General features: G+C 67.2%; 24 protein-coding genes. 2 read left to right on the top strand and 22 right to left on the bottom strand.

Annotated elements, in window-relative coordinates:
* Positions 1-132: 132 nt before the first annotated feature.
* Positions 133-969 (bottom strand): class I SAM-dependent methyltransferase, encoded by an 837-nt coding sequence (locus G3I56_RS08030; protein WP_203689378.1) that lies wholly within the window; start codon positions 967-969, stop codon positions 133-135.
* A 99-nt stretch (positions 970-1,068) separates the two neighbouring features.
* Between G3I56_RS08030 and G3I56_RS08025 the strand changes: the two genes are divergently transcribed.
* Positions 1,069-1,569, top strand: coding sequence for a DinB family protein (locus G3I56_RS08025; RefSeq protein ID WP_164408161.1), 501 nt, complete (start codon positions 1,069-1,071; stop codon positions 1,567-1,569).
* A gap of 35 nt (positions 1,570-1,604) precedes the next feature.
* Here the strand turns inward: G3I56_RS08025 and G3I56_RS08020 are convergent, their stop codons facing one another.
* The 15 genes from G3I56_RS08020 to G3I56_RS07955 all read right to left on the bottom strand — a co-directional run bounded on the left by G3I56_RS08020 (position 1,605) and on the right by G3I56_RS07955 (position 14,740).
* Positions 1,605-2,117, bottom strand: a complete 513-nt coding sequence (locus G3I56_RS08020) for a GNAT family protein (RefSeq protein WP_164408160.1) — start codon at positions 2,115-2,117, stop codon at positions 1,605-1,607.
* 74 nt (positions 2,118-2,191) lie between these two features.
* Entirely contained in the window at positions 2,192-3,076 is an 885-nt protein-coding gene (locus G3I56_RS08015) for an LLM class flavin-dependent oxidoreductase (RefSeq protein WP_164408159.1), read from the bottom strand.
* A gap of 173 nt (positions 3,077-3,249) precedes the next feature.
* On the bottom strand, positions 3,250-3,873 hold the full coding sequence (locus G3I56_RS08010) for an OmpA family protein (protein ID WP_164408158.1): 624 nt from the start codon (positions 3,871-3,873) through the stop codon (positions 3,250-3,252).
* Positions 3,874-3,875: 2 nt separating this feature from the next.
* Entirely contained in the window at positions 3,876-4,472 is a 597-nt protein-coding gene (locus tag G3I56_RS08005) for a hypothetical protein (protein ID WP_164408157.1), read from the bottom strand.
* A 15-nt stretch (positions 4,473-4,487) separates the two neighbouring features.
* Positions 4,488-5,060, bottom strand: coding sequence for a pilus assembly protein TadG-related protein (locus tag G3I56_RS08000; protein ID WP_164408225.1), 573 nt, complete (start codon positions 5,058-5,060; stop codon positions 4,488-4,490).
* Between the two features lie 35 nt (positions 5,061-5,095).
* Complete coding sequence (locus G3I56_RS44655; RefSeq protein WP_275406657.1) at positions 5,096-5,218, bottom strand: hypothetical protein; 123 nt, start codon at positions 5,216-5,218, stop codon at positions 5,096-5,098.
* A gap of 186 nt (positions 5,219-5,404) precedes the next feature.
* Entirely contained in the window at positions 5,405-6,187 is a 783-nt protein-coding gene (locus G3I56_RS07995; RefSeq protein WP_164408156.1) for a response regulator transcription factor, read from the bottom strand.
* Entirely contained in the window at positions 6,174-7,568 is a 1,395-nt protein-coding gene (locus tag G3I56_RS07990; RefSeq protein ID WP_343239897.1) for a histidine kinase, read from the bottom strand. Before G3I56_RS07990 ends, G3I56_RS07995 begins: the two co-directional genes overlap by 14 nt.
* A 32-nt stretch (positions 7,569-7,600) precedes the next feature.
* The gene (locus G3I56_RS07985) at positions 7,601-8,491 is read right to left on the bottom strand and encodes a DUF5936 domain-containing protein (RefSeq protein ID WP_164408154.1); all 891 of its coding nucleotides are present in this window, start codon (positions 8,489-8,491) and stop codon (positions 7,601-7,603) included.
* A gap of 17 nt (positions 8,492-8,508) precedes the next feature.
* Positions 8,509-9,450: a type II secretion system F family protein gene (locus tag G3I56_RS07980; RefSeq protein WP_164408153.1), complete on the bottom strand. Its 942-nt coding sequence runs from the start codon at positions 9,448-9,450 to the stop codon at positions 8,509-8,511.
* A 55-nt stretch (positions 9,451-9,505) separates the two neighbouring features.
* Positions 9,506-10,852, bottom strand: a complete 1,347-nt coding sequence (locus G3I56_RS07975) for a CpaF family protein (protein WP_164408152.1) — start codon at positions 10,850-10,852, stop codon at positions 9,506-9,508.
* Positions 10,853-10,941: 89 nt separating this feature from the next.
* Positions 10,942-11,337 carry a TadE/TadG family type IV pilus assembly protein gene (locus G3I56_RS07970; protein ID WP_164408151.1) on the bottom strand — a complete coding sequence of 132 codons (396 nt, stop codon included), beginning with the start codon at positions 11,335-11,337 and terminating at the stop codon, positions 10,942-10,944.
* Positions 11,337-12,965: an AAA family ATPase gene (locus G3I56_RS07965; protein ID WP_164408150.1), complete on the bottom strand. Its 1,629-nt coding sequence runs from the start codon at positions 12,963-12,965 to the stop codon at positions 11,337-11,339. The genes G3I56_RS07970 and G3I56_RS07965 overlap by 1 nt, the downstream gene beginning before the upstream one ends.
* 101 nt (positions 12,966-13,066) lie before the next feature.
* Positions 13,067-13,786 carry a Flp pilus assembly protein CpaB gene (gene cpaB, locus G3I56_RS07960; RefSeq protein WP_164408149.1) on the bottom strand — a complete coding sequence of 240 codons (720 nt, stop codon included), beginning with the start codon at positions 13,784-13,786 and terminating at the stop codon, positions 13,067-13,069.
* Positions 13,787-13,843: 57 nt separating this feature from the next.
* Entirely contained in the window at positions 13,844-14,740 is an 897-nt protein-coding gene (locus G3I56_RS07955; protein WP_343239896.1) for a hypothetical protein, read from the bottom strand.
* A gap of 351 nt (positions 14,741-15,091) precedes the next feature.
* On the opposite strand from G3I56_RS07955, the gene G3I56_RS07950 reads away from it, so the two are divergent.
* A complete protein-coding gene (locus G3I56_RS07950) occupies positions 15,092-15,397 on the top strand; it encodes a hypothetical protein (protein ID WP_164408147.1) in 306 nt (101 codons plus the stop codon).
* A gap of 81 nt (positions 15,398-15,478) precedes the next feature.
* On the opposite strand, the gene G3I56_RS07945 is transcribed toward G3I56_RS07950, so the two are convergent.
* From G3I56_RS07945 to G3I56_RS07920, 6 genes are read right to left on the bottom strand one after another with little or no spacing between them, the layout of a single operon-like run.
* Positions 15,479-15,886, bottom strand: coding sequence for an Imm50 family immunity protein (locus G3I56_RS07945; protein WP_164408146.1), 408 nt, complete (start codon positions 15,884-15,886; stop codon positions 15,479-15,481).
* Positions 15,876-16,376, bottom strand: coding sequence for an Imm50 family immunity protein (locus tag G3I56_RS07940; protein WP_164408145.1), 501 nt, complete (start codon positions 16,374-16,376; stop codon positions 15,876-15,878). Before G3I56_RS07940 ends, G3I56_RS07945 begins: the two co-directional genes overlap by 11 nt.
* Positions 16,377-16,425: 49 nt before the next feature.
* Positions 16,426-16,788 carry a hypothetical protein gene (locus tag G3I56_RS07935; RefSeq protein WP_239134757.1) on the bottom strand — a complete coding sequence of 121 codons (363 nt, stop codon included), beginning with the start codon at positions 16,786-16,788 and terminating at the stop codon, positions 16,426-16,428.
* Positions 16,789-16,815: 27 nt separating this feature from the next.
* Positions 16,816-17,538 carry a hypothetical protein gene (locus tag G3I56_RS07930; protein ID WP_164408144.1) on the bottom strand — a complete coding sequence of 241 codons (723 nt, stop codon included), beginning with the start codon at positions 17,536-17,538 and terminating at the stop codon, positions 16,816-16,818.
* A gap of 29 nt (positions 17,539-17,567) precedes the next feature.
* Positions 17,568-17,999: an SMI1/KNR4 family protein gene (locus tag G3I56_RS07925; RefSeq protein ID WP_164408143.1), complete on the bottom strand. Its 432-nt coding sequence runs from the start codon at positions 17,997-17,999 to the stop codon at positions 17,568-17,570.
* A gap of 35 nt (positions 18,000-18,034) precedes the next feature.
* Complete coding sequence (locus tag G3I56_RS07920; protein WP_164408142.1) at positions 18,035-22,627, bottom strand: DUF6531 domain-containing protein; 4,593 nt, start codon at positions 22,625-22,627, stop codon at positions 18,035-18,037.
* Positions 22,628-22,697: the final 70 nt, after the last annotated feature.

Genomic DNA, 22,697 nt, shown 5'->3' with positions numbered 1-22,697 from the left:
TATCCGGATGTTTGCGACTGATAAGAGAGCAGATGTCATGTTTTCATCCCGCTTATGCGGCGCCATGTCGCCGATCGATCCGGCCGAGCGGGAAGTTCACCCGGTTCCGATGGATCAACCGGATGCGCCTGATCAGCCGGAGGGCTTGCGGGCGTCGAAGAGATGGCGGCTGCTGTGAGCCACGAACAAGCCCTCGGCCTCGATCCGCTCGTGCAGGGACCGGAGCCGGGGCCGGTAGGCGTCGACAGTGAACCCGGGCACCATCCAGATCACCTTGCGCAGGAAGTGCACGACGGCCGCGATGTCGTAGAACTCCATCCGCAGCCGCTCGGCGCGCAGCTCGACGATCTCCAGCCCGGCGGCTTCCGCACCGGCCCGCTCACGGTCGGGATGGCGGGCGCTGAGCTGCTCGGCCGACTGCGGTCCGAGGAAGTGCTCGACGAGTTCGTACGCGCCGGCGGGCCCGACGTGCTGGGCGAAGTACGTACCGCCGGGGCGCAGGACACGGGCGATCTCGGTCCAGTGCGGGGAGACGGGGTGCCGACTGACGACCAGGTCGAAGGCGTCGGCGGCGAAGGGCAGCGGCGCGTCGTCCGGCACGGCGACGACCGCCGCGCCGCGCGGGTGGAGCAGGGCGGTGGCCTTGACGACGTTCGGCGGCCAGCCCTCGGTGGCGACGGTGAGCGGGGGCAGCTTCGGAGCGGTGTTGAGTACCTCGCCGCCCCCGGTGTGCACGTCGAGAGCGGCGGACACAGAGGCCAGCCGCTCCCCCATGGCCCGCGCATATCCCCAGGAGGGCCGCGCCTCGGTGGCCCGGCCTTCGAACCAGGAGAAGTCCCATCCGTCGGTGGGGACGGCGGCACCTTCGGCGAGGAGTTGTTCGAAGGTGGGGCTGGAGGGGCGTACGGGGGTGTGTACCGGGATGTGTACCGGGATGTGTACGGGGGTGGTGGGCTCGGGCGCGGACATGGGGCGATGTTCGCAGGCAGTTGTCAGTGACCGCTGATAATTTCCGCCGCACGACGGAAGCAGAACGGAAGAAGAACGGAAGAAGAGGTGGCCGGGGACATGCTGTACGCCGATGACGAGACGACGACACTGCGCGCGAAGCTCGACCAGGAGCGGGACTCGGTCCTGTGGAAGCTGGCGGGCCTCAGCGAGGAACAGGTCCGCAGACCGATGACACCGTCGGGGACGAGTCTGCTGGGGCTGCTGAAGCATCTGGCGTCGGTGGAGTACGGCTGGTTCGTCGAGACCTTCGGCCGCGAGACGGAGCCTTTCTGGTTCGACCCCTATCTGGGGGAGGACATGACCGCGGGTCCCGACGAGACCACGGCACAGATCACCGACTTCTACGCCCGTGCCCGCGCCGCCGCCGACCGCGTGCTGACGGAACTCCCGCTGGACACCCTGGGCAAGCCGGCCTGGCGGGACGACGAGTGCTCGCTGCGCTGGGTCCTGGTCCGTATGACGGCGGAGACGGCACGGCACGCGGGGCACATGGACATCGTGCGGGAGCTGATCGACGGGGCGACGGGGGCGTACGAACCGTCGCAGCTCAGGGGTTGATCGCCTGGTGGGGCTTCATGGGGCCCCATGGATCCTCATGACCCCTCGGCGTCGAGGACGAGCAGGATGTGCTCGTTGTCGTCGTAGCGGACCGTGCCGGTGCGACGGAAGCCGTGCTTTTCGAGGAGGCGGACGGAGGCGGTGTTCCCGGCGAAGGGATCGGCGTAGAGGGGCCGGTTGGTCTCGCGCAGCAGGAAATGCCCGAGGGCGACGCTTCCGACCCCTCTCCCCCAGTAAGGCCGTCCGAGCCAGTACCCGATGAAGCGACGCCGACGTCCGCCGACGCCCTGCTCGCCCTCCCACCAGGCGACGATGCTGCCGGCGGGCTCGCTGCCCACGGTGACCATCTGCACGAACACGGTGCTGTCGCCGAGGATCTTCGACTTCCAGTGCGCCATGAAAGCGTCCCGCGGCCGGGGCGTGAACCGCGACCGCCGGGCGGCTTCGGGATCGTGCTCGCAGGCAAGCAGAAACTCCAGGTCGGCTTCCACGACGTCGCGGAGCTGTACGTCGTCGCCGGTTCCGCCGTCAGTCACGTTGTCGGTCATGGTGGGGAGTCTGGCAGGGGGCACTGACATTGCCGGGTGCGGCGACCGGGGCCAGGGGAATCAGGGTGGGTGGGTCAGGGGACGAGCGGCTGGACGTCCTCCGCGACGAACCGTACGAAGCCCTCGGGGTCGGGCTCGTCCCCGGTCGGCTGAAGGATGACGGTGTCGGCGCCGGCCTCGACGAGCCGCCCCACGGCCCTGGCGACGGCACCGGCATCCCCGGCGACGCCGAGATCGGGGACGGAGGCGACTCCTTCGGCGGTCAGTTCGGCACGGAGCCGGTCGCCGGCGTGGGGCCCGGTGGCGGCGAGGAGATAGACGACGACACGGTGGATGTGCCCCGCCGCGTCCGTCCGCCCGGCGGCCACTCGTCCCTCCTCGATCAGCCGGCGGGCCCGGCGCACCCCGTCGGGCGCGGTACCCGCATGGAGAACGGTCCCGTCGGCGACCTCACCGGCCAGCCGCAGCGAACGGGGCCCGGTCGCCCCGGCGAGAAGGGGCAGCCCTGGCTCGGGCGGCCAGTCGAGGCCGACGTCGTCCAGCTTCACGTACCGCCCGTCGACAGTGACCCGTTCACCGTCGAGCAGTGCGCGCAACGCGAGCAGATGCTCCCGCAGCAGGGTGAGCGGCGACGCGACCCGCGCCCCGACCTGCCCCATCCAGTCCTGCACACCGTGCCCGAGGCCGAACACCGCCCGCCCGGGAAAGAGACGGTGCAGGGTGGCGGCTTCCATCGCAGTGAGGGCCACGTTCCGGAGGGGTACGGGCAGCAGGCCGACGCCGACTCGGACGCGCTGGGTCCAGGCGAGGGCAGCCGCGGCGGCGGAAATGCCCCCTTCACGGAAACAGTCCTCCCAGAGCCACAGCTCCTCGAGCCCGGTGTCATCGGCGAGTTGGGCGAGGGCGCGCAGTCGCTCGGGCGGGAGTTGGGGGCGGAATACGACGCCGAGGGTGGTCATGGGGCTTTCCTGTCGAGCCGTGGCTATGCACTACAACACCATTACTGGTACCGGCCCCGTTACTGGTACTGGCCGTTACTGGTGCCGGCCGCCGCTGTCCACACGCTCGTGCTGGAGGAGTACGACGCCGTTGGAGATGCGGCGGGGGGTGCGCGCTGGAGGGACTCGGGCCCTCACTCCCCCTTCTTGAACGTCACCTCCACGCGCCGGTTCTTGCGCCGCCCCTGTTCCGAGGCGTTGTCCGCGATCGGGTAGTCCTCGCTGTAGCCGCGTACCTGGAAGGTGACGTCCGGGCCCAGGCCGACGGCCAGTTCGTCGTGGACGACCTCCGCGCGGTTCTTGGAGAGGGTCAGGCCGTGGGCGTACGAGCCGAGGTTGTCGGTGAAGCCGAAGACCCTGACGTTCGTGGCCTTCTGTGCCTTTATCTCGTCGGCGATCGCCTGGATGCGGGAGCGGGCTTCCGGGTTCAGCTTCGAGCTGTTCTTCGGGAACAGGACCTCCGCCTGGAGCGCGAAGGTCACGCTCTCACTCGTGTCCACCCGGCGTTCCTCGCCGCCCATGTCCTCCACGACCGACATGATGTCGAGGACTTTGGACGGGGCGAGCGTGGCGCCGGCGGCCAGTTTCAGGCCGGGGCTGTTGGGGTCCACCTTTGGGGGTGGCGAGGTGGTGACCGTGCCCAGGAGGGCGCTGGGGTCGTCGTCGTCCGCGGCGGCGGGTGTGCCCGTCAGGGAAAGGGTGGCCAGTACCGCCAGGGCCGTGAGAACGGTTGAGGTGGAGCGGCTGGTGACTGCCATGGTCACTCGCCCTCGGAGATTTCGATCGACGCCGGGGGCATCGTGCCGACTTGGAAGTTCACCTGGTTGGAACCCTCCGGAGGAGCGGGGAACTGGGCGAACCAGTCGGCCGTCTGTCCCGTGTCGACGCCTCCTCCCTCGAACTTCGTGCACAGGCAGCGCCCATCGGTGTCCCGAAGGACGAGGTACTTCTTCTTGGCCTTGCTGTCGACCAGCGACGCTCCGGCGAGAGAGGGGCCGTTCTTGATCAGCTCATTTTCGTCACCGAGCCAGTCCCCCGCGACCCAGAACTTCCCGCCGCTGTTGGTGACCGTGCCGTTCACCGTCGCGAAGCCACCCTGATCACGAACTGCCGAGGTGACGGTGAGTGTGATGTCGCCGCTCTTCACTTCGGCCAGTGCGGGTTCGGCGGCCGGCGCCGAGGACTCCGTCTTCTCGTCTCCGCCACTCTGGGTTTGGCTGGGTGCCGATGAAGACGCCTTCTCGTCCGTCTTGCCGCCGTCTCCTCCCCCGCAGCCCGCCACCATGAGGAGCAACCCGGTCGCGATCGCCACCGCGGCCACTGCCCTACGCCTCTTCATGGTGTGCCGAAATTTCATCGGTACAACTTCCTCTCACTGGACCAGATACACAGAGAACAGCTCAGACGCGTCGGGAAAGTCGCCTGGATTGAAATGACCAGGGTCGATGGTCACGGTTTCGCCGTCACAGTCCAACTCGAAGGGATCCAGGGGATCAACGGGCGGAATGTTCTCGCAGCGCGGCTGGATGACAGCGGTCGCGTGGGCCCTGCCATTCATGCTCGCGGTGCCTGGAATGATCGAGTTGCCGACGGTGTAGTTGGTCTGGATGTTGACCCGGAATCCGGGATATCCGTCCTGCACGACCTGCACGGCCTCGCCCTCAAGGATGGAGTCGTTGTCGGCTGCCAGTGCCTGCGCTGCGGCCTGGGCGCCATCGCCCACTGACTCGTCACCGTTCAGCCAGTCGAGCCAGTCATCGTCGTCCGCCTCGATGGCGGCGACCAAGCCGTCCACCAGTTCGTCCCGGGCGTCCTGTGCGGCCGCCAACGCCGCAGCGTCCGCCGCGGACTGGGCTCCATTGCGGACAGACGCTGCTTGCGCGAACACGAAGAAGGCGACGGCGGCGAAGAGCAGGATTCCCGTCAGCCAGATGTAGATCGGCAGGGTCTGCCCACGGTCGCCAAGAACTCGTGCGGCGGTCAGCCGCCGGTGACGCTGGTGACCGCAGTGCGAATCGCCCCCGAGATCAGGGTGCCCAGATTGAGACTCTTGATCAGCACGAAGATCCCGGCGACGATGATCATCAGGCCGGCATACTCCACGAACCCGGCTCCCCTGTCCCGCTGCCCGCCCTGCATCCGGGAAACGACAGTCCACGCCCACCTGTTGAACCTGTCCACTGCGCCTGCCCTTCCGCCGAACGTCAATACTGACCCGGCCACCGTACGTGAAAGACGGTCTACTCCGCGTGGGTCCGGGGACCCAACTTCCCTCTGCGGTACGCCTCATCACAGCCACCCCTCCCGAGCCGTACCCAGCCACCGGGCGATCGCTTCGCTCCGTGTCGTACTCTGCAGCTTTGCGAAGATGCGGTTGATGTGGTTCTTGACTGTCTTCTCGCTGATGAAACAGGTGGCGGCGATCTGCTGGTTGTTCACCCCCGCTGCAATGAGATCCATGACCTCCACCTCCCTCAAACTCAAACCGAAGTCCGGTCGGCCGTGGTCGCGGGTGGCGAGTGTCGCCACGCGGCCGAGCCGGGCCTCTCGGGTTTGCCACAAAGGTGCCACAAGCGGTTGCAAATGCGAAGAGCTTTCGTTCGGTTCGTAGGAAACGCTGAGCGAATTCACGACGTCCGGTCTCAGTACGGAGGCGTGCGGTGCCTTCGCCGCCCGTGCCATCGCTCTCGCCCCCCTGCCTACCGCCCGTACCGCCTCCACCAGTTCCTCCGCCGTGAAACCCCCGTGGATCAGGTAGCCCGAAGCGCCTCTGTGCAGCGCCTGCCGTACAATCTCCGGCTCGCTGCTGTACGTCAGCATCATCACCGGGGCCAGCGAGACCAGTTGGGGAAGGGCCGTGAGGCCGTCCGTGCCGGGCATGCGTACGTCGAGCAACACCACGTCAGGGTGTACGCGCTCCGCCGCCGACACCGCCTCGGTGCCGTTCGACGCCTCCGCCACCACATCGATGTCCGGGTGGCCGCCCAGCAGTGCCGTCAGGCCTGCCCGTACGACGGGGTTGTCGTCCGCCACCAACACCCGTAGCGGCTGTGGCCATTCATCTCCGGGCATGCGATACGACCTCCTTCCGGGGCCGGGGCACGTAGTCGAGTCCGGGTGACCTCACGTCGACTCGGATCTCTGCGCCCCCTTCCTCCAGTCGGCCCAGGTGAATCACCGCACCCAGCGACCTCGCCCGTTCCACCATGCCCAGCATTCCGAAGTGGCCTGTTCTGGTGGTCGCTTCGAGGTTCAGTGGGGCGGGGAGGCCTACTCCGTCGTCTGTGATGCGGAGCATCAGGCCGTCCCCGGAGGGTTCCGCCTCCAGCGTCACGCTCGTCGCGTCCGCGTGCCTGCGCGTGTTCTCCAGGGCTTCCGACACGATCGCCAGAAGGTGGTGTGCCGTCCGGTGCGGGAGGGCGTCGAGCCTTCCTATGGGCGTCTTCAGACGCGTACGGATTCTCGTGCTCTGCTCGAACTCCGCCGCCTTCTGCGCCAATTCGGCGACCAGATCTACGTCCGGTGCCGTCAGGTCCGTGTGGTGGCGCAGGTCGGTGAGGAGGTCGCGGGACTCCGCTGCCGCTCGGCGGGCCGCCGAGGCCACCAGCGCCGCGTGGCGCCGTACCGATTCCGGGTCCGGGTCCGGGTTCGCAGTACCGCCGTTCGCCGATGCCGCGAGGGCCTCTGCCGCCAACGACAGGCCGTACAGGGTCTTGGTGACCGAATCGTGCATCTCCCTTGCCAGGCGCGCCCGTTCGGACTCCACCGCCTCCGCGACCGCCAGACGGGAGTTCGCCTCCGCGAGTGCCTCGCTCGCCGTACCGAAGCGGAACATCAGGTTGCGCAAGGTGACACCGATGATGCCGGCGCCGATACAGAAGCCCGCTATGAGGAGAGTGCTGGTGCCTGTTCCCGGGCGCGCTTCCCAGGCTCGGTAGACCGTGAGGAGTACCACGAGTTGCAGGCCCGTGAAGACGCCCGAGCCTCGCCAGCCGTAGAGGAGGCCTGCGAGGAGGGGGGTGCACGCCGTGGCGTAGGCGAGAGGGGAGGCGGGTGACGCGGTGAGCAGGAGTATCGCCGCGAGCGTCAGGTCCGCCGCCATCAGGGCGGGGTGGGCGAGGAGGCGGGGGGCCAGGCGGTCCCAGTCCCGGTACATGGCGTACGAGGCCACGATGCCAAGCACGGCCGCCACGAGGACCGTGTAACGCGGGGGGCCTTCCACCGTGTTGGTCATGGCGAAGGGGGCACCGAGGGCGATCATCGTCATGCGCACCGCGAACGTCTGGCGGCACAAAGCCTGCAGGGCGTTCAGCTGGAGACGGATGGTGGCGGGGGCCGGGGCGTCGTCGGCCAGGTAGCCGGCGGTCGGGTCGTAGCCCCGGTTCCGGAGCCGGACCCGGATCCGGCCTCTGATCCGTCCTCGGCCGCTGCTTTCGCTGCGTCTTGCCTTCACGGCTCTCATCACCTTCGTCACCCCGTCCGCCCTCAACGTCCCAGAATCGAGCCGAAGTTCGCACCCGAGCCGAGGAACATGCCTGTCGCGATGAGGATCATGGTTGCCGGGAGCATGAACACCAGGGTTACGAGGGTTGCCTTGGGGATCGTCTTCGCTGCGCGGCGGCGGGATTCCTGGGCGTCGGTGCGGCGCATGTCGGCGGCGATCTGGATCAGGGTCTCGGCGATCGGGGAGCCGAGTTCCTCGCCCTGCTGGAGCGCCGAGACGAACTGGGCCACCTGCTCACTGGAGTTGCGCTTGCGGAGCTGGTCGAAGGCCTGGCGGCGGCTGACGCCCAGGTCCATCTGTCGGAGTGTGATGCGGAGTTCGTCCGCCCAGGGGCCCTCGTACTTCTCCGCCACCCGGTCCAGGGCCTGGCGAAAGCCCAGGCCCGCCGAGACCACGACCGCGAGGACGTCCAGGAAGTCGGGGAGTGTGCGGTCGATGACGTCCTTGCGTTCCCGTACCGCCTGCCAGATCGCCGCGTCCGCGGCCGTCACTCCGAACGCGAACGTAATGACCGCGAGGACCAGTTGGCCGTTGGTGAGGAAGATCAGGCCGAGGAGGACGCCGAAGGTGAGGTAGACCGCTCGGCGGGCCGCGTAGCGGGTGATGGTCAGGCCGCCGGGGTTGCCCGCCATGTCGATGCGCAGGCGTTTCGCGTCGACCCGGCGAGGGCCCATCAGGCGTAGGACGAGGGGCGCGAAGCGCATGCCCATGCGGTCCACCGCCGAGTCTGCCTTCGAGACCCGGGTACCGCCCACCTCCAGGGCGAGGAGCAGGTCGGAGGGGAGTTTGGCGTCGGCCCGGATCATGCGGATGCCCAGCAGGGCGCCCGCGACGGCGATCGCCATCACCAAGGCAAGTAGCAGTGGCAGCATCGGATCACTCACTCCCCTCAGACTTCGATCTTGCCCAGGCGGCGGATGACGAAGAAGCCGACCGTGTACAGGCCCAGGGAGAGGAGGATCAGGCCCTGGCCGAGGGGGGAGCCGGTCACCTTCTCCAACGCGCCCTCGTTCGAGGAGTTGACGAGGAGGAGTGAGCCGAGGCCCAGGCAAGGGACCGTGAAGGCCGTCGCGTTGACCTCCGACAGCATCGTGCGGACCTCCCTGCGCGTCTCCTTGCGGTCCTCCAGGGTCTGGGTGAGGTTGCGGAGCGAGCTGACCACCGAGCCGCCCGCCTTGTTCGCCAACACCAACGTGGTGACGAGTACGACCAGTTCACGGGAGGGGAGGCGTTCCGCCAGTTCTCCCAGTGCGTCGTCGATCGACCGTCCGAGGCTCAACTGGTCGGCCACCCGGGCAAGTTCCTCACCTGCCGGGGCCTCCAGTTCCTCCGCCGCCATCGCCAGTGACGTACGCAGGGCGAGGCCGGCCGCCGTGGCGTTCGCCAGCAGACGCGCCACGTCGGGGAGTTGGTTGATGAACGCCTCGATACGTTTCTGGCGCTGCCAGTTGAGGAAGATCGCCGCGCCCCAGACCGTCACCAGCGCGGCGATCGGGCCGAAGAAAGGGGCCAGTACGGCGGCTGCCAGCAGCCACAGCGCGACGCCGACTGCCGCGACGTACGTGAAGAACTCGCCCGCTGTCAGGTCCAGTCCGGTCGCCGAGAGGCGGAGGTGGATCTCGCGGCCGAGGCGGGTGCGGCGGAGTCGGCGGTCGACGGTCGCGAACCGGCGTACGCGGCCGACCGCGGTGTGCAGCGCGCCGCCCCCGGCGAGGCGGTCTTCGAGTGCCTGGCGCTGGGCGCGGCCGGCGGCGTACGTGTGCACGCCCGCGACGGCGAGCGTGCAGCACAGCATGGTGGCGCCCAACGTCAGCGGGACCGAGTTGTTCATGGCTGCTCGCTCCGCCCAGTTGTACGGGTCCTCGGGACGGTCCTCGTCCGCGTGTTCATCCGATCGCCTGCCTTGTGTCCAGTACGTCGAGCACCTCGGCCACTCCGAACGCCGGGGGCAGCGATTCGTTCGCCAGGTACAGCTTCTCGGCGACCGGGCGCGGCACCGGGAGGTGTTCGAAGTAGCCCTGGGCGACGCGGTCGGGGCCGGTCGGGCGGGTGACGTAGCGGGAGACGGTCACGATGCGGAACTGTTCGCGGCCGTGGGACACCAGCAGGGCGATCTCCGCGATGCGACGGGTGCCGTCGACGTGGCGGGCGAGTTGGACGACCACGTCGACCGCCGAGTTGATCTGGTCCTTCAACGCCTCGAAGGGAATCATGACTTCGGACATCGAGCCCAGGGTCTGCAGGCGCATCAGCGCGTCCTCCGCCGAGTTGGCGTGGACGGTGGCCAGGGACCCGTCGTGGCCCGTGGACATCGCCTGGAGCATGTCGAGGGTCTCACCGCCTCGGACCTCACCGACGATGATGCGGTCGGGGCGCATGCGCAGGGAGTTGCGGACCAGGTCGCGGATGGTGATCTGCCCCTTGCCCTCCACGTTCGGCGGGCGGGATTCGAGGCGGATCACATGCTCCTGCTGGAGCTGGAGTTCGGCCGAGTCCTCGATGGTGATGATGCGTTCGTGGGAGGGGACCAGGCCGGACAGGGCGTTGAGGAGCGTCGTCTTGCCGGTGCCCGTGCCGCCGCTGACGATGACGTTGAAGCGGGCCCGGACGAACGCGGCGAGGAGCATCAGCATCTGCTCGTCCAGCGAGCCGAGGCCGATCAACTCCGGGAGGGTGTAGGCGCGGGGGAAGCGGCGGATCGTGAGCGTCGGGCCGGTGAGGGACAGCGGCGGGATGATGACGTTGACGCGTTCGCCGGTGGGCAGACGGGCGTCGACCATCGGATTCGACTCGTCCACCCGCCTGTTGACCGTGGAGACGATCCGCTCGATGGTCTGCATCAGCTGCTCGCTCGACGCGAAGCGCATGGGGAGCTGTTCGACGCGGCCCGCTCGTTCCACGAAGATCGAGTCGGGGCCGTTGACCATGATCTCGGTGATCGACGCGTCGGCGAGGAGCGGTTCGAGAACGCCCAGGCCGAGGGCTTCGTCGACCACTCGCCGGATGAGCTGGGAGCGTTCGGCGGAGGAGAGAACCGGTCCCTCGCGGCTGATGATGTGGCCGAGGACCCGTTCCAGCCGGACGCGGCGTTCCGCTGCCGCGAGGCTGGACATCTCCGCGAGGTCGATCTCTTCGAGGAGCTTGGCACGGTAGACGGCGACGAGGTGGCCGTCCTCACGCGCGGCTCCGTTGCCGTTGTCGTCGGCGGAGGCTATGCGGGAGCGCAGGCTCATGGTCTCTGTCTCAACTCCTCTCCAGTCGGCTTGCGTTGATCGGTCGGTCAGTGAACTTGTTCGGTCGGTCAGCGCACCTGGTCAGTGGGTCAGTCGTCTTCGTCGTTGGGCATCGTGACTTTGCGCGTCACGGGCCAGGAGTCGAAGATCGGGATGATCGCGGGGACGGTGACGGTCACGGTCGCGGTGCTCGTCTCGCCCGCGCCCAGCGGCGCGTCCACCTGGGGGTTGAGCCAGCCGCTGACGGAGGCGATGCCCGCCGCCGGCCCGTCGCCACCGAGGGTGGTCGCCCGGGCCGCCGCGCGGGCTCCCGTACCGGCCTGGTTGATGCCGTAGCCGATCAGGCCGAGCTGGATGCAGGCCAGGCCGATGATGATGAGGATCGGGAGGAAACCGGTGAACTCCAGGATGGAGGAACCCCGGTCCCTCTCGTCCCGGAGGCGGTTCGCAAGTCGGCCCCGGAGGCGCCGGCGCCATGTCCTCATCAGTTCTCGTCCCCCTCCAGCGCCGCCCCCGCCTCGCCGTTCACCGTCCAGTTGACGTCGAACCCCGGGAAGAACAGCGGTACTTGGGCGCGGACAGTGGCCTTCATGATCTCGCCGTCGGGACCACAGTTGATAGCGGCGCCATTCCAGGCGCCGGGGAGGTGCTCGCCGCCCGCGCTCTCGCAGGCTCCCGCGTATCCGCCGGGGTCGAGGGCGTAGGCGGCGGTGGCCGCGCGAGCCGCCTCGTCCGCCGCGTTGCCGGCCAACGAGTACGTGTAGCCGTACAGCACGCACTGCCACAGGATGCTCATCACGACGAGCAACAGCGGGAACATGCCAGCGAATTCGAGGGTCACGGCACCTCGGTCGCCGCGTTCTCCGCGGCGGCGCAGGCCCGTTGTGCCCCGGTCCGACGACGATGACGACTTACGTCGCTTGCCGCCGCCCCCTTCCTGGACGACGACCAGCCCCAACTCCCCCGCCAGCGACCAGAGGGCCTGCTTGACCGTCGACCGGGCGTCCAGGTCCTGGAGCCGTCCGGCGTCCACAACGCCCTGAAGTTCCTTGAACGCGGCGGGAATCGTCGCGCGGGCGACCTTGGTGCCGGTGACCTTCTCGACCAACGAGGGCTGGATCTCCGTACCCTTGGACTGCCTGTTGACGACGGTCAGGGTCTCCTCGGCCTTGCGGATCTGGAGACGGTCCCAGAGGCGGACCATGCGTTTGGCGGCGCGTACGGCGACGACGTCCGGGGTGACGAGGAGCAGGGCGTGGTCGGCCATCTCGACGGCGGCGGCCGTGGCAGAGTCCATCCGGGCGCCGCAGTCGACGATGACGACGTCGTGGCGGGAGCGCAGGGCGGCGACGACCTGGCGTGCGACCCTGTCGGTGACCTCCTCGCCGCGTTCGCCCTCGGCGGGGGCGAGGAGCAGGCCGACGCCGGAGTCGTGGACGAAGACGGCGTCCTGGAGAACGCGCGAGTTGATGTCCGTGATGGCGGCCAGGTCGGCGATCGACCTGCGGAACTGGACGTCCAGGTAGGAGGCCACGTCCCCCGACTGGAGGTCCAGGTCGAGGAGGGCGACGGTGTGGCCCGACGCCCGTGCGGCGAGGGCGAGTTGGACGGCCGTGACAGTGGCGCCGACGCCGCCCTTGGCGCCGGTCACGGTGACGACCGTACCGCCCGGTCCCGCGAACAACTCCGGTGCCGTGCTGCCGAGATGGCGCCGCATGCCCGACGACCAGGCCGCTGCGGCCGTCACGCGCTCCGCCAAGGCCTCGTAGCCCAGAGGCAGTTGGACGATGCCGCGGGCGCCGGAGTCCATGGCGGCGGTGAGGACGCCGGTGCTGGGGTCGGCGGTGATGAGGACGACGCCGACGGCCGGGAAGCGCATCACGAGGTCGCGTACGAGGTCGAGGGCCGGGACGGGCCCTATCCGCTCGTGCACGAGGACGACTTCCGGCAGCTCGTCGAGGGACTCGGCGGCCAGCCGGGCCAGGGTGTCGAGCAGCGCGGTCGAGTCGGCGACGGGCGGGGCGGGTTCGGCGTCGGGGAGCCGGCTGAGGAGGGTGCTCAGGGCGCGGGCGGACTCGATGTCGGCGGTGGCGGCGAGGACGCGGATGGTCATCGGCGCGCCCTCGGAAGGCACGCCTGCGGCTGCGACCGTCGCTGGGGCCGGGAGCATCCCTGGGGCTGCGGCTTCGTACGTACGGACCTCATGCCCGCCTCCTACTTGTCCTTGTTGAGGGTGTACGTACGGTCGGCGGCATCGGGGACGGCCGTCAGCTCGCCGCCCGCGACCAGGGACAGGCGGACGTGTTCGGCGAACGACTCGGCGTACGCGACGCGTTGGGCGTCCGCCGTCTTGAGCGCGAAGGTGATCGGGACGGCCTCCGTCGCCGTACGCTGGCGTTCGCTGCTCGACTGCCCCGTTTCCAGGGCGGTGAGTTTGCCGACGTCGATGACGCGCACGTTCGTGACGAGCAGTTTTGCCTCGTCGACGCCCTTGTCGCTGTCCTTGGACTCGAAGGTGGCGTAGATGTTGACGAGCGACCCCGGGTTGATCTTTCCGGCCACACCGGTCGACGCGTCGATCAGGATCGCGATCTCCTGCTCACCGGCGGCCAGTTCGGGCCGGTCGACGATCATGTCGCTCTGCAGCAGGGAGCCCTTCTCCAACCGGGTCACCGCGACCTTGCCGCGGATCTGGGAGACGCGCGTGACAGCCGTCTCCGACAACCACCGCTTCGGCATGGAGATCTTCTCGAACTGGTCGGCCGTGAGCTCCTTGTAGGGCGCGATGTCGCTCTTGAGGCGGTACGCCGTCACCTCTGGGCCGACCTTGGAGTTCACGTCGCGGATCACCGAGAGCACTCCGACGAAGGCGCCGATGGCGCACAGGATCGAGAGGACCAGCAGGATGACGCCGCGGCGCTGGCGTGAGTTCATGACGCGGACAACCTCGATCGGGGGTGGGGACGGACACGTCTTCTACATCTCTTACGTCTACGTCGTACCTCGGGGCAGTGCTCGTACTGGTGTTCCTGATGCTCCTGCCGGGGTTCCTGCCCGCCCGAGGGCCACGGGAAGCTCCGAAGGCGATACGAGTGGGGCGGCGCAGAATCCGCAGCGGTCGCCGATGAGTTCGAGGCCGCACCAGTGGCACTCCTCGCGGCGTACGGAGGAGACCAGTTGGTAGAGCACGGAGACGTCGTGCAGCCCAGCCGCGAACTCGACGATCTTCCCGGTCCCCCACCAGCGCGCGGACTCCGCGGGCAGTGGAACCGGCGCGACGCCCTGCACGCGCCAGGCGGGTGCGAGGGTCGAGGTGACCCAGTCGGAGGGCGGCTGCCCCTGCGCGACGAGCAGTCGCGTGCCGAACTCGGGGCCGGTCAACTCCTCCTGGCCGACCCGTACGAGCTGGGCTCGTGGATTGGCCAGTACGGCGAACTGCGCGCCCGGTACCCAGGACTTGGCGTGCGACTTGAGGGAGACGGGCACCCGGTCGAGCTTGGCGACGGAGCCGAGGTGGGCGCCTGCGTAGATGTAGTGGGCGAGCAGCCGGGCGGAGGAGGCCAGCACCCCCGGGCTGAAGTCGCACATGGAGAGCTGCCTCAACTGCTGGGCGAGCAGGGCGACTCCGAGGGGCGGCAGATCGACGGCGAGCAGCGCGATACGGTCGCTCTCCAGGACGGAACGCACGGTGTGCAGCCGCCGGGTGACGGCCGGGTCCGTGGACGCCGGGTAGAGAGCGATGACGTACCCGTGCTGCTCGACGAGGGTGTGCATGCCCATGAGGGCGCCGTCGAGGGTGTCGAGGGACGGGACGGCGGCGGGCGGGGTCTGCCGGTCATGCGGTGGGAGCACCAGGTCGGAACTGGTGACGGCTATCGCGGTCGGCACGCTGCACACCACCCCGTTCACTGCGGCGGGGTGGTCGGCCACCGCCTCAGATCGCCCCTGTGACGTCCTCTTGCATCAGCACCTTATCCACGGCATGGCCCGCTCAACAGCGAATCTTCTAGATCAACTAACGGAAGGTGGAGCTTGATCGACGGAGAGTAAGGCGAATATGCCACAAGTCGGGTGCCCGGGAGGGTAGTTGGCGGGGCGCCCCTACCGAAGCGGATGCACCTTTCGAGGATGGACCTGCCAAGATTCTTCACACCTTCGACAACTTCGCGCGTAAACCTCATCTCCGGAATTGTGGCCTCCGTCACAGTCTGAGCGGTTCGTGCCTGATCCACTGCGCGGATGCTGATCAGCCTGATACTCCGCGTCCTGCCCTTCTACATCCGCGAACCCCTGATCATCGCCATCTGCCTCTTCTTCAGCGGCACCGCCTTCTACTGGACCATCCGGGCCGGAGGATGGGCCAGATTCGGCTTCGGCGTCGCGTTTCTGGCCATCGCGGTCCTTCGGGGGTTCATCCTCAGAGGGGAGCTGAGATCACGGCAGACGGCCAGGAGAGCCACCCGGGCTGCTGCGACTCCGTCTACTTCTTCGGTTTCTTCGACTTCTCCGGCTTCACCTGCTTCGCCTGTGGCCGACAGGGGCTGACATCTCGCCTTCGGGCGAGCCGAGCGGCGACAGCGGACCTGCGCGGCCCGTTGCCGCCACCATGGGTACTTTCCCTCGATTTCAGAGGTTGCCCGTAGCGAGATAGGCACGTGCTCTGGCCAGCCGGACCACAGCGGCACGGAACGCAATACCGGAAGCCTCGGAGCCGAGGGCCACATCGAGGTGTCCTCGATCGCGGACGGTCAGATCGATCACCTTGGCTTCAGAAGCCCCCCAGCCCGTGACCCGTAGACCGGTCACCCCCGTGAAGAACAGGTGGAACTCGAAGGCATTGAAGTTCTTTCCCCTCCACTCCGGGAGCAGATTCACCGGGAAGACCCTGCTATCGAAACCCAGAGTCACCGAGTCCTCCCGTTCGTCGATGTGCACGTAAAAGAGGTCGCACGCGCCAGTCGGGGGAGGGGCGCCGTCGTACAGCTCCCCCAGGTATTCGGAAGATGCAAGGAGCCGCGACCAGTCAGCGCTCATAGAACGTCTTCTCATCGGTCGGGGGAAGGAAGTTGTGCCGTCGGGCGTCTATCTTACTCACGAAGAGATGCGGTCCGTTGTCCGATCCATCGGCGTGAATTCGGAATGCGCTCACGTGGCCAACGCGCACGGACTCACTGCAGTCGAATCGGAGCGCTACCCCTCGACCGTCGGCGACCACCCGCATACGACTCTGCCTGCCCCATGACGACATCTCGACGCAGCCGACGGATGGCGGATCCCAGTCGATGAGGGAGATGTTCTCCACTGCCAGGAACTGAAGTTGGCACTGCACCGTGTCCATACCCGCGTCGGTCCACTCCTGTGGTGCCGAACCGGGAAAGGAGGGCAGGTCGACGCGGAGCGTTACCGTGGGCCCGCGCCAGTTCAGATTGATCGATCTGATCCTGACGTCAACGAGATCCGGGACGTGGCTATAGAGCGAATGGAGTGTTTCTGGATTCACAAGAAAACTCCCAACGGTCGTCATATTCGACCTTCGCCCGTAGCTGTTACGCAGCAGCGGGAGCTGCTGCGGATCACGTTCTGATCGTCCAAAATAGTGAGTGCGCGGGAGGAGCCGGCCTCACTTCCCACTCGGAGAGGTCTTCGCCAGGCGCGCCGTACGGCAACTGACCCTCCCGTGACTCGAAGTAAAGGCCGTAAGCCCAGTACTCCGGCATCTCATGACACATAAGGTCGGGGTACGGATCGGTCTGAGCTCCCTCGTACGTCGAGTTGATCCGGGCCACGGCTTCCGCTCTGGAGATTCCGAACCGGCTGACCATCTCCTCGGCGATCTCACGGAAATAGTCGAGCATCTCCCCATCAAGTTCGATGAGGAACTCCTCAGCCAGAATCCGCAGAAGCCGCACGCTGATCCCCTTCGGGAAGCGCTTCATCCCTCCACCGGCAGGGGCGCCGGTCTCTCACACGTACAGTTTCGCGGTGGCGAACTCGACAAGTTCGTCGAGCCCAGTCTCCCGCGGTGTGCCGTTCCGGGTGTTCCACTCGGCGACGAACCAGGCGCCGTGCCATTCGGCACGCCATACATCGCCGTGCCGGTTCTCGAACTCGACGAAGCTGCCGGTTCCGTCCTCCATCAGCCGAAGCTCCTCCACGAGCCGCACCGGCTCTGTGAAGCCCCGTCCCGGATTTGTGCTCTTGCCGCGGGTCCGCGTGTTGGCGTACCGCATCTTCAGGAAGGGGAGAGGTTCGCGGCCGAGATGGTTCAGGCGCAGCATGCGGTACCTGGTGACGGCCTCGTCCAGCGTTTCGTCGCCGGAGAACTCGCAGGAGTACGCCGGAAAGGTCAGCCGGACGTGCTGGGTCAGGTCCGGGTTCTCCACGCGGTAGAAGCGGTGGACCTCGGGCGCGATACCCACGACCGCGTCAAAGCGATGGCCGGCCGGCGGTTCGAAGCCGTCGCGCGAGCCCAGAAAGGGATTACGGGCGAAGAGCGCGTCCTCGTGGTCCCGGGCGAAACGGAGGGTGCTTACGGCGAGGTTCCGGTCGTAGGAATTGCGGCCGCTCAGTTGGAGCAGCCGCTTACCGTCGGCGGACAGCGCCCCCACGAAGTCGATTCCGGGAGCCGGCGACCAGTGCCAACTGTCGGGCAGACCGGGAAGCGGCTCCGCGCTACGGAAGCCCATCACTACGGTGCGAATGTCCCGGGAAAAAATTATCGGTACCAGTCTTCCCCGCCGCTCCCCAGCGCGCTGCGCAAGTAGCTTCCCAGGCCGGCGGAAACAAAGTTGCGGCCGTCCGTTTCGTGGTCCCAGACAAACACATCGTCTCGTTCCGGTTTCCGCACGAAGGCGAACTGGTCTCCCCCGCCGTTGTCGCCGAAGAAGATGAGCGAGTCGAAAGGCATGTATAGCTGCTGGAACTGTGTGTCGTTCCGGAAGTGGAGATTGTCGTTCAGGATGCGCTCGGCAGGCCAGACGACGTCGGTGCCGTACGCTCCGCCCAATCCGTCTGTCTCCAGCAGGAAGCTGCGGAGGTCTTCGGGAAGTGACTGCCCGAGGGCCTCTTCGATGCGGTCGACAGCGCCTGGTTCTGCGGGATCGCGCGGCTCCGCAGATGTGAACTCTTCGACAATCTCACGCCACATTTCTTGGACTCATCTCCCTGCTTACGCGAACGCCACTATCGGGCGCGCGGGTTGAACCAGTTGCCAAGCATATCATCGACACGCGTGACTTGATCAAGAACCTCCTGCCTTGTGGGATTCGGGTGACTGTTGTAGAACTGATTCCATTCGATGCGAATCTGACTGAGATGGACCCTGCTGTTGATATCTCCCTTGGGGATTCCGCGAAGATTCTCCAGAGAGTGCATCTCATCCGCAGAGAAAAGGCCGGGGTAACGCTTGAGGGTTTGCTGCTCAATTGCGTGGTGTACGACAACTTTCCCTTGGAGCTCCGGATGCGCAGCGAAGAACGTCTTCTTGTAGTCGTGGCTCGTGGCGCTGCCCACCGAGCCTTCTGAACGTGTGGGTATCTCCTTGCCCAACACCGTCTCGTTGCGCGCGGCGGCCTGCTTGGCCGCATCCTCACAGGGGGTCAACCCCAGCGGGTCGGCCCAAGTGAGCGGGTTGTGCACGTAGGTGACGGGGTTGGGCCCGGCTGCCAGACCCAGCGGATCACGTGTCAGGTAGCGGGCCGTTTCGGGATCGTAGTGCCGGAACAGGTTGTAGTGCAGACCCGTTTCCTGGTCGAAATACTGGCCGGGGAAGCGCAACGGGGTGTACGCCCTGGCAGAACGGTTCCAGACCGTCGTACCCCACACGGTGGACTGCGCGTACCAGGCGGTGTCCCCCTCCTCGTCCACCAACTCGGTGGGGGTTCCGACGAGATCGGTGACGATGCTGAAGAAGCGACGGTCGATCTCGTCCTGCTCTTCTTGCGGTGCACCCGCGTCGGTTATTCGCTCCGTCTGTGTAATGGGATGCATGCCCTGGTGGTCCCAGGTCAGCGTGACAGGGTCGGGCTGCTGAACGGACGTGGTCGTCTGTTCGCACAAGGTGGTGCCGTCCCAGACGAACTCCGTGCATTCGGCGACACTCGCGTGTTCAGCGGCGTGCCGTTCCTTGGCGATACGGCGCCCGAGCGGGTCGTAACGGTACGTCCACCGGGTACCGTCCGGAGTCGTGGCCGCCGTCAGCCTGTCTTCCGCGTCCCACTCGTAGCGCCAGGTGTCCGGCTTGCGTGACAGTCGCGTTTTCTGACGGAGGGTGACGCGGCCCTGCGCGTCGTATTCGTATCGCATCGCTCCGGCGCGTTCCAGGCGCAGCCCTCGATGCGTTCGCTCCCCCAGGGCTTCTTGCCCGGGGAATGCGGAGGGCCACGACGCCTCGGTCTGATTGCCGTGGGAGTCGTAGTCGTATCGCTCGGAACCCTGCGGGCCAGTGGCCGCCGTAATCCGTCCGAGCGGGTCCAACTCGTAACGGCTCGGCACACCGTGGAGGCGCTCGACTCCCGCCAGGTGGCCATCGGGTCGGTAGTTGTACCGGCGCAGGCTTCTCGTGTGTCCGTCCTGGACGAGGGACTGGGAGGTGACGCGTCCGAGCGGGTCGTACGTATGCGAGACGATCGTGCTCTCACCGATGCGGCGGCTGATTTCCTGGCCTGCGTGGTCGCGGTCGAACCGGATGGTGTGGCCGGAGCTGACGAGTTCGACGGCGCTGCCAGCCGTGTCATAGCTCCAGCAGCTCTCCGCGCCACTGGGGGTCGTCCGTGTACGGCGGCGCCCGGCCGGGTCGTAGGTGTGGGCAAGACTCCGGCCGTTCGTTGTCTCCGCCAGGAGCCGGCCTGCGCGGTCTCGGGTCACACTGATCGTCGCATCCGGGCCGGTCGCCTCCATGAGGCGCCCGCAGAGGTCGTAGCGGAATTCCGTGGTCGTCCCGTCCGCTCGCTTACGGATCATCCGTCCCAGAACGTCGTGGTCACTGTGCACGACCTGCCCGAGAGCATTCGTGCGAGCGACGAGCTGCCCCGCGAGGTCATAGGCGTAAGCCGTGGTGATGCCACCGAAGTCTGTTTCGGACACCATTCGTCCGGCGGCGTCGTACTCGTACCGCCACGTTTCGCCTGTGGGCGCGGTGACCTTGGTGAGACGCAGATCAGTGTCGTAGGTATAGGTGAAGCGGGCTCCCGTGGGATCCGTCCGCGCCGTCAGCAGGTCGAATTGGCCGTACTCATAGGTGCTGACGTGACCGGCGGCGTCCCGGTGCTGTCTGCAGTTGCCTTCTCCGTCGTACTCCCATATCTCGCTCCCGTCCGCGTCGGTCTGGCGTGTGAGCCTGCCTTCCGTGGACCATTCGAGGCGAGTGACGTTTTCCAGTTGATCCGTCAGCCGAATGGTGCGGCCGAAGGCGTCCCGTTCATGGCGGACGACTCCGCCGAGCGGATCCGCGATCTCAACGGGGAGCCCGGCCGGGTCGGTGCGGACCGTGGTGAGGTGTCCGAGCGGGTCGGTGAGCCCGCGCATGTGCCCCGTCGCCGAGTAGGCGTACCGGAACACGGCGCCGTCCGCGTCGACGATCGAGGTGCGGTTCCCTCGCTCGTCGTATTGGCAGCGCACCGTGTTGTGGTCAGGCAGGGTGATGTCGCTGAGGAGACCGAGTTCGTTGTACGTGTACTCAGTGCGCGCGCCGTCGGGGCGCACGACGGCCACGGGACGGCCCTGGTCGTCGTTCACCACGCTCGTCGTACGCCCGAGCGGGTCGGTACGCGACAGGAGATGATGGTCGGCGTCGTACGCCATCCTGGTGAGGCCGCCCAGGGGATCCGCCTCCGCCACCACTTGGCAGTCGGGGTTGACGACGTATCGGCTCACTGCTCCGGACGGGCTCGTCACTGTGGTGACACGGTGGTCAGGCCAGTGCGCGTCGGCACCGTCGTAGGCGAACGTGAAGGCGAGAAGGCCCGCTTCTCCGCCCTGAGCCGTGCATCGGTCCTGATCGTCGTACTCATAGCTGTACGAGCTGCCGTTGGTGTCCGTCCAGGACGTGACTCGCAACCGTTCGTCGTACCTGAGGCGCAGGGGCACACCGGATGATCCGACGACGTCCGTGAGTTGGCCGTCCGTGTACGCGAAGCGCCTGATGGTGACGTCGGCTCCGTCCTGGCCGGCGCCGACCAGCCGCAGTGCCGTGACTCTGCCCTCGTCGACGGTGAAGGCGAGCCGGTGTCCCGCAGAATGCCGTATTGCGAGTGGCGTTCCGTCCGCCCCGTGGTCGAAGGCGATGACGTTGCCGTTCCGGTCCGTGATGCTCCGCAGGAGTGCCAGGCCATCGGCTGGGGCGGCGAATTCACGCGTGTGTCCTGAGTCAGGGTCGTGGATCCGGTAGCCGCCGCCGTCGAGCAGCGTCAACGGCCAACGAGGTCCTTGCGCCGGGAACACGGGGGTTCCCGGCGCTGATGGGCGCCGGTAGGCGAGGAGCATGCCGTCATCGGTGACGAAGACGGCGTTCTCCTCGTCCGTCTCAAGCCGTTGGTCGAGCGTGGAGGACCAGGACGGTCCGAACCACCAGCCGCTGCGATAGTTCGAGGCGGTTCGGCGGACAAAGTTGAGAGGCAGTACGCCGGGCAGCTCGATGTCGGTCTGCTGAAGATACATCGCACCAGTTGCGACATCGACTGGGTCGCCACATGCGAAGATCTTGGATTTGAGCCGGTTGTAGGCACCTTTGGCGCCCTCCGCGAGCGCGCCCTTCGCACCCTTGCCCAGCCCTCGCACGCCCAGAGCCATGCCTTTGAGGCCGAGTTTGCCGAACGCCTTCATTCCCTTGGCGAGACCTCCGAGCGTGGTCAGTCCCTTCATGCCCGGTATGCAGTCCAGCGCCGCGAGGCCCACGTCCCATAGAGACGCCTGCCCCTTGGAATACTTGTAGAGCGTGTCCGCCAGCACGATCAGGGCCGCGATCAGCACGATCGCACCGAGAATCGGCCCCCCGATGATCATCGCCACAACCCCGACCACAGCGACGACGATCTTGCAGACCGCGACGATGGTGTCCCAGTTGTCGGTGAACCAGTCCCCGACGTCCTCCCACCAACTCCGGTTCTGAATACCGGCGTCCGACGCCTCGTCGATCCTCCGCTTCGCCTCACCCGCCGCGTCCTCACGCATCCTGCGCGCGTCCTCGGCCATCTTCTTCGCCGCGTCCAGGGCGGACTGCGCGCCGTCCACATCCGACTGCGCGCTGCTCTGGGCCGACTTGGCATGTTGCGCGTCGCGGGTGGCGGCCCGGACCTTCGCCTCGTCCGGCTTCTCCGCGGCCTTACTGCCCGTCGGATCGTCCTTGTACTTGTCGGACTCCTTGGCCGCCCGCGTCATCCACGAATCGGCGGAGGAGAGACGGGACTTGGCCGAGGACAGGTCGGCCTGTGCCTCCCGGCCCTTGGCGAGCGCCTTGTCGGCCAGCGCCTGCGCCCGCTCCAACTTCGGCCAGTAATCCACCAGCGCGTCACCGCACAGGTCGTACGACCTCTTCAGCTTCTTCAGATTCTTGGGTACGTCCGAGAACTCGTCCTGGAACACCTCAGCGGTCTTCCCCGCCCACTCCAGCGTCTCGTTCTCCGACGCCATCCCCTTGATCAACCGCAACCCGTCCGCGACATCATCCGCGAACTCATGCAACGTACGAGCCAGTTGACGCACACGGTCCGGATCACCCGGCGTCGGGTCCTTGTCCAGGTCCAGCACATGCCAGTCAGCCGGCCGGTACCCCGCCATCCCGCAACCCCCGTCACCCGAACCTAAACGACAACAGTCGTACGCACACGCGAACTTACTGCGCACGGGT

The sequence above is a fragment of the Streptomyces sp. SID12488 genome (genome assembly GCF_010548275.1).
GTDB lineage: Bacteria > Actinomycetota > Actinomycetes > Streptomycetales > Streptomycetaceae > Streptomyces.
The sequence above is the reverse complement of the archived record's forward strand: the minus strand, read 5'-3'. Positions and strand labels throughout refer to the sequence as shown.

Bases quoted from the DNA above. Each gene is read 5' to 3' on its own strand.
- G3I56_RS08030 (WP_203689378.1), bottom strand. From the start codon at position 969: ATGTCCGCGCCCGAGCCCACCACCCCCGTACACATCCCGGTACACATC.
- G3I56_RS08025 (WP_164408161.1), top strand. From the start codon at position 1,069: ATGCTGTACGCCGATGACGAGACGACGACACTGCGCGCGAAGCTCGAC.
- G3I56_RS08020 (WP_164408160.1), bottom strand. From the start codon at position 2,117: ATGACCGACAACGTGACTGACGGCGGAACCGGCGACGACGTACAGCTC.
- G3I56_RS08015 (WP_164408159.1), bottom strand. From the start codon at position 3,076: ATGACCACCCTCGGCGTCGTATTCCGCCCCCAACTCCCGCCCGAGCGA.
- G3I56_RS08010 (WP_164408158.1), bottom strand. From the start codon at position 3,873: ATGGCAGTCACCAGCCGCTCCACCTCAACCGTTCTCACGGCCCTGGCG.
- G3I56_RS08005 (WP_164408157.1), bottom strand. From the start codon at position 4,472: ATGAAATTTCGGCACACCATGAAGAGGCGTAGGGCAGTGGCCGCGGTG.
- G3I56_RS07995 (WP_164408156.1), bottom strand. From the start codon at position 6,187: ATGCCCGGAGATGAATGGCCACAGCCGCTACGGGTGTTGGTGGCGGAC.
- G3I56_RS07985 (WP_164408154.1), bottom strand. From the start codon at position 8,491: ATGCTGCCACTGCTACTTGCCTTGGTGATGGCGATCGCCGTCGCGGGC.
- G3I56_RS07980 (WP_164408153.1), bottom strand. From the start codon at position 9,450: ATGAACAACTCGGTCCCGCTGACGTTGGGCGCCACCATGCTGTGCTGC.
- G3I56_RS07975 (WP_164408152.1), bottom strand. From the start codon at position 10,852: ATGAGCCTGCGCTCCCGCATAGCCTCCGCCGACGACAACGGCAACGGA.
- G3I56_RS07970 (WP_164408151.1), bottom strand. From the start codon at position 11,337: ATGAGGACATGGCGCCGGCGCCTCCGGGGCCGACTTGCGAACCGCCTC.
- G3I56_RS07965 (WP_164408150.1), bottom strand. From the start codon at position 12,965: ATGACCATCCGCGTCCTCGCCGCCACCGCCGACATCGAGTCCGCCCGC.
- cpaB (WP_164408149.1), bottom strand. From the start codon at position 13,786: ATGAACTCACGCCAGCGCCGCGGCGTCATCCTGCTGGTCCTCTCGATC.
- G3I56_RS07950 (WP_164408147.1), top strand. From the start codon at position 15,092: ATGCTGATCAGCCTGATACTCCGCGTCCTGCCCTTCTACATCCGCGAA.
- G3I56_RS07945 (WP_164408146.1), bottom strand. From the start codon at position 15,886: ATGAGCGCTGACTGGTCGCGGCTCCTTGCATCTTCCGAATACCTGGGG.
- G3I56_RS07940 (WP_164408145.1), bottom strand. From the start codon at position 16,376: ATGACGACCGTTGGGAGTTTTCTTGTGAATCCAGAAACACTCCATTCG.
- G3I56_RS07935 (WP_239134757.1), bottom strand. From the start codon at position 16,788: ATGAAGCGCTTCCCGAAGGGGATCAGCGTGCGGCTTCTGCGGATTCTG.
- G3I56_RS07930 (WP_164408144.1), bottom strand. From the start codon at position 17,538: ATGGGCTTCCGTAGCGCGGAGCCGCTTCCCGGTCTGCCCGACAGTTGG.
- G3I56_RS07925 (WP_164408143.1), bottom strand. From the start codon at position 17,999: ATGTGGCGTGAGATTGTCGAAGAGTTCACATCTGCGGAGCCGCGCGAT.
- G3I56_RS07920 (WP_164408142.1), bottom strand. From the start codon at position 22,627: ATGGCGGGGTACCGGCCGGCTGACTGGCATGTGCTGGACCTGGACAAG.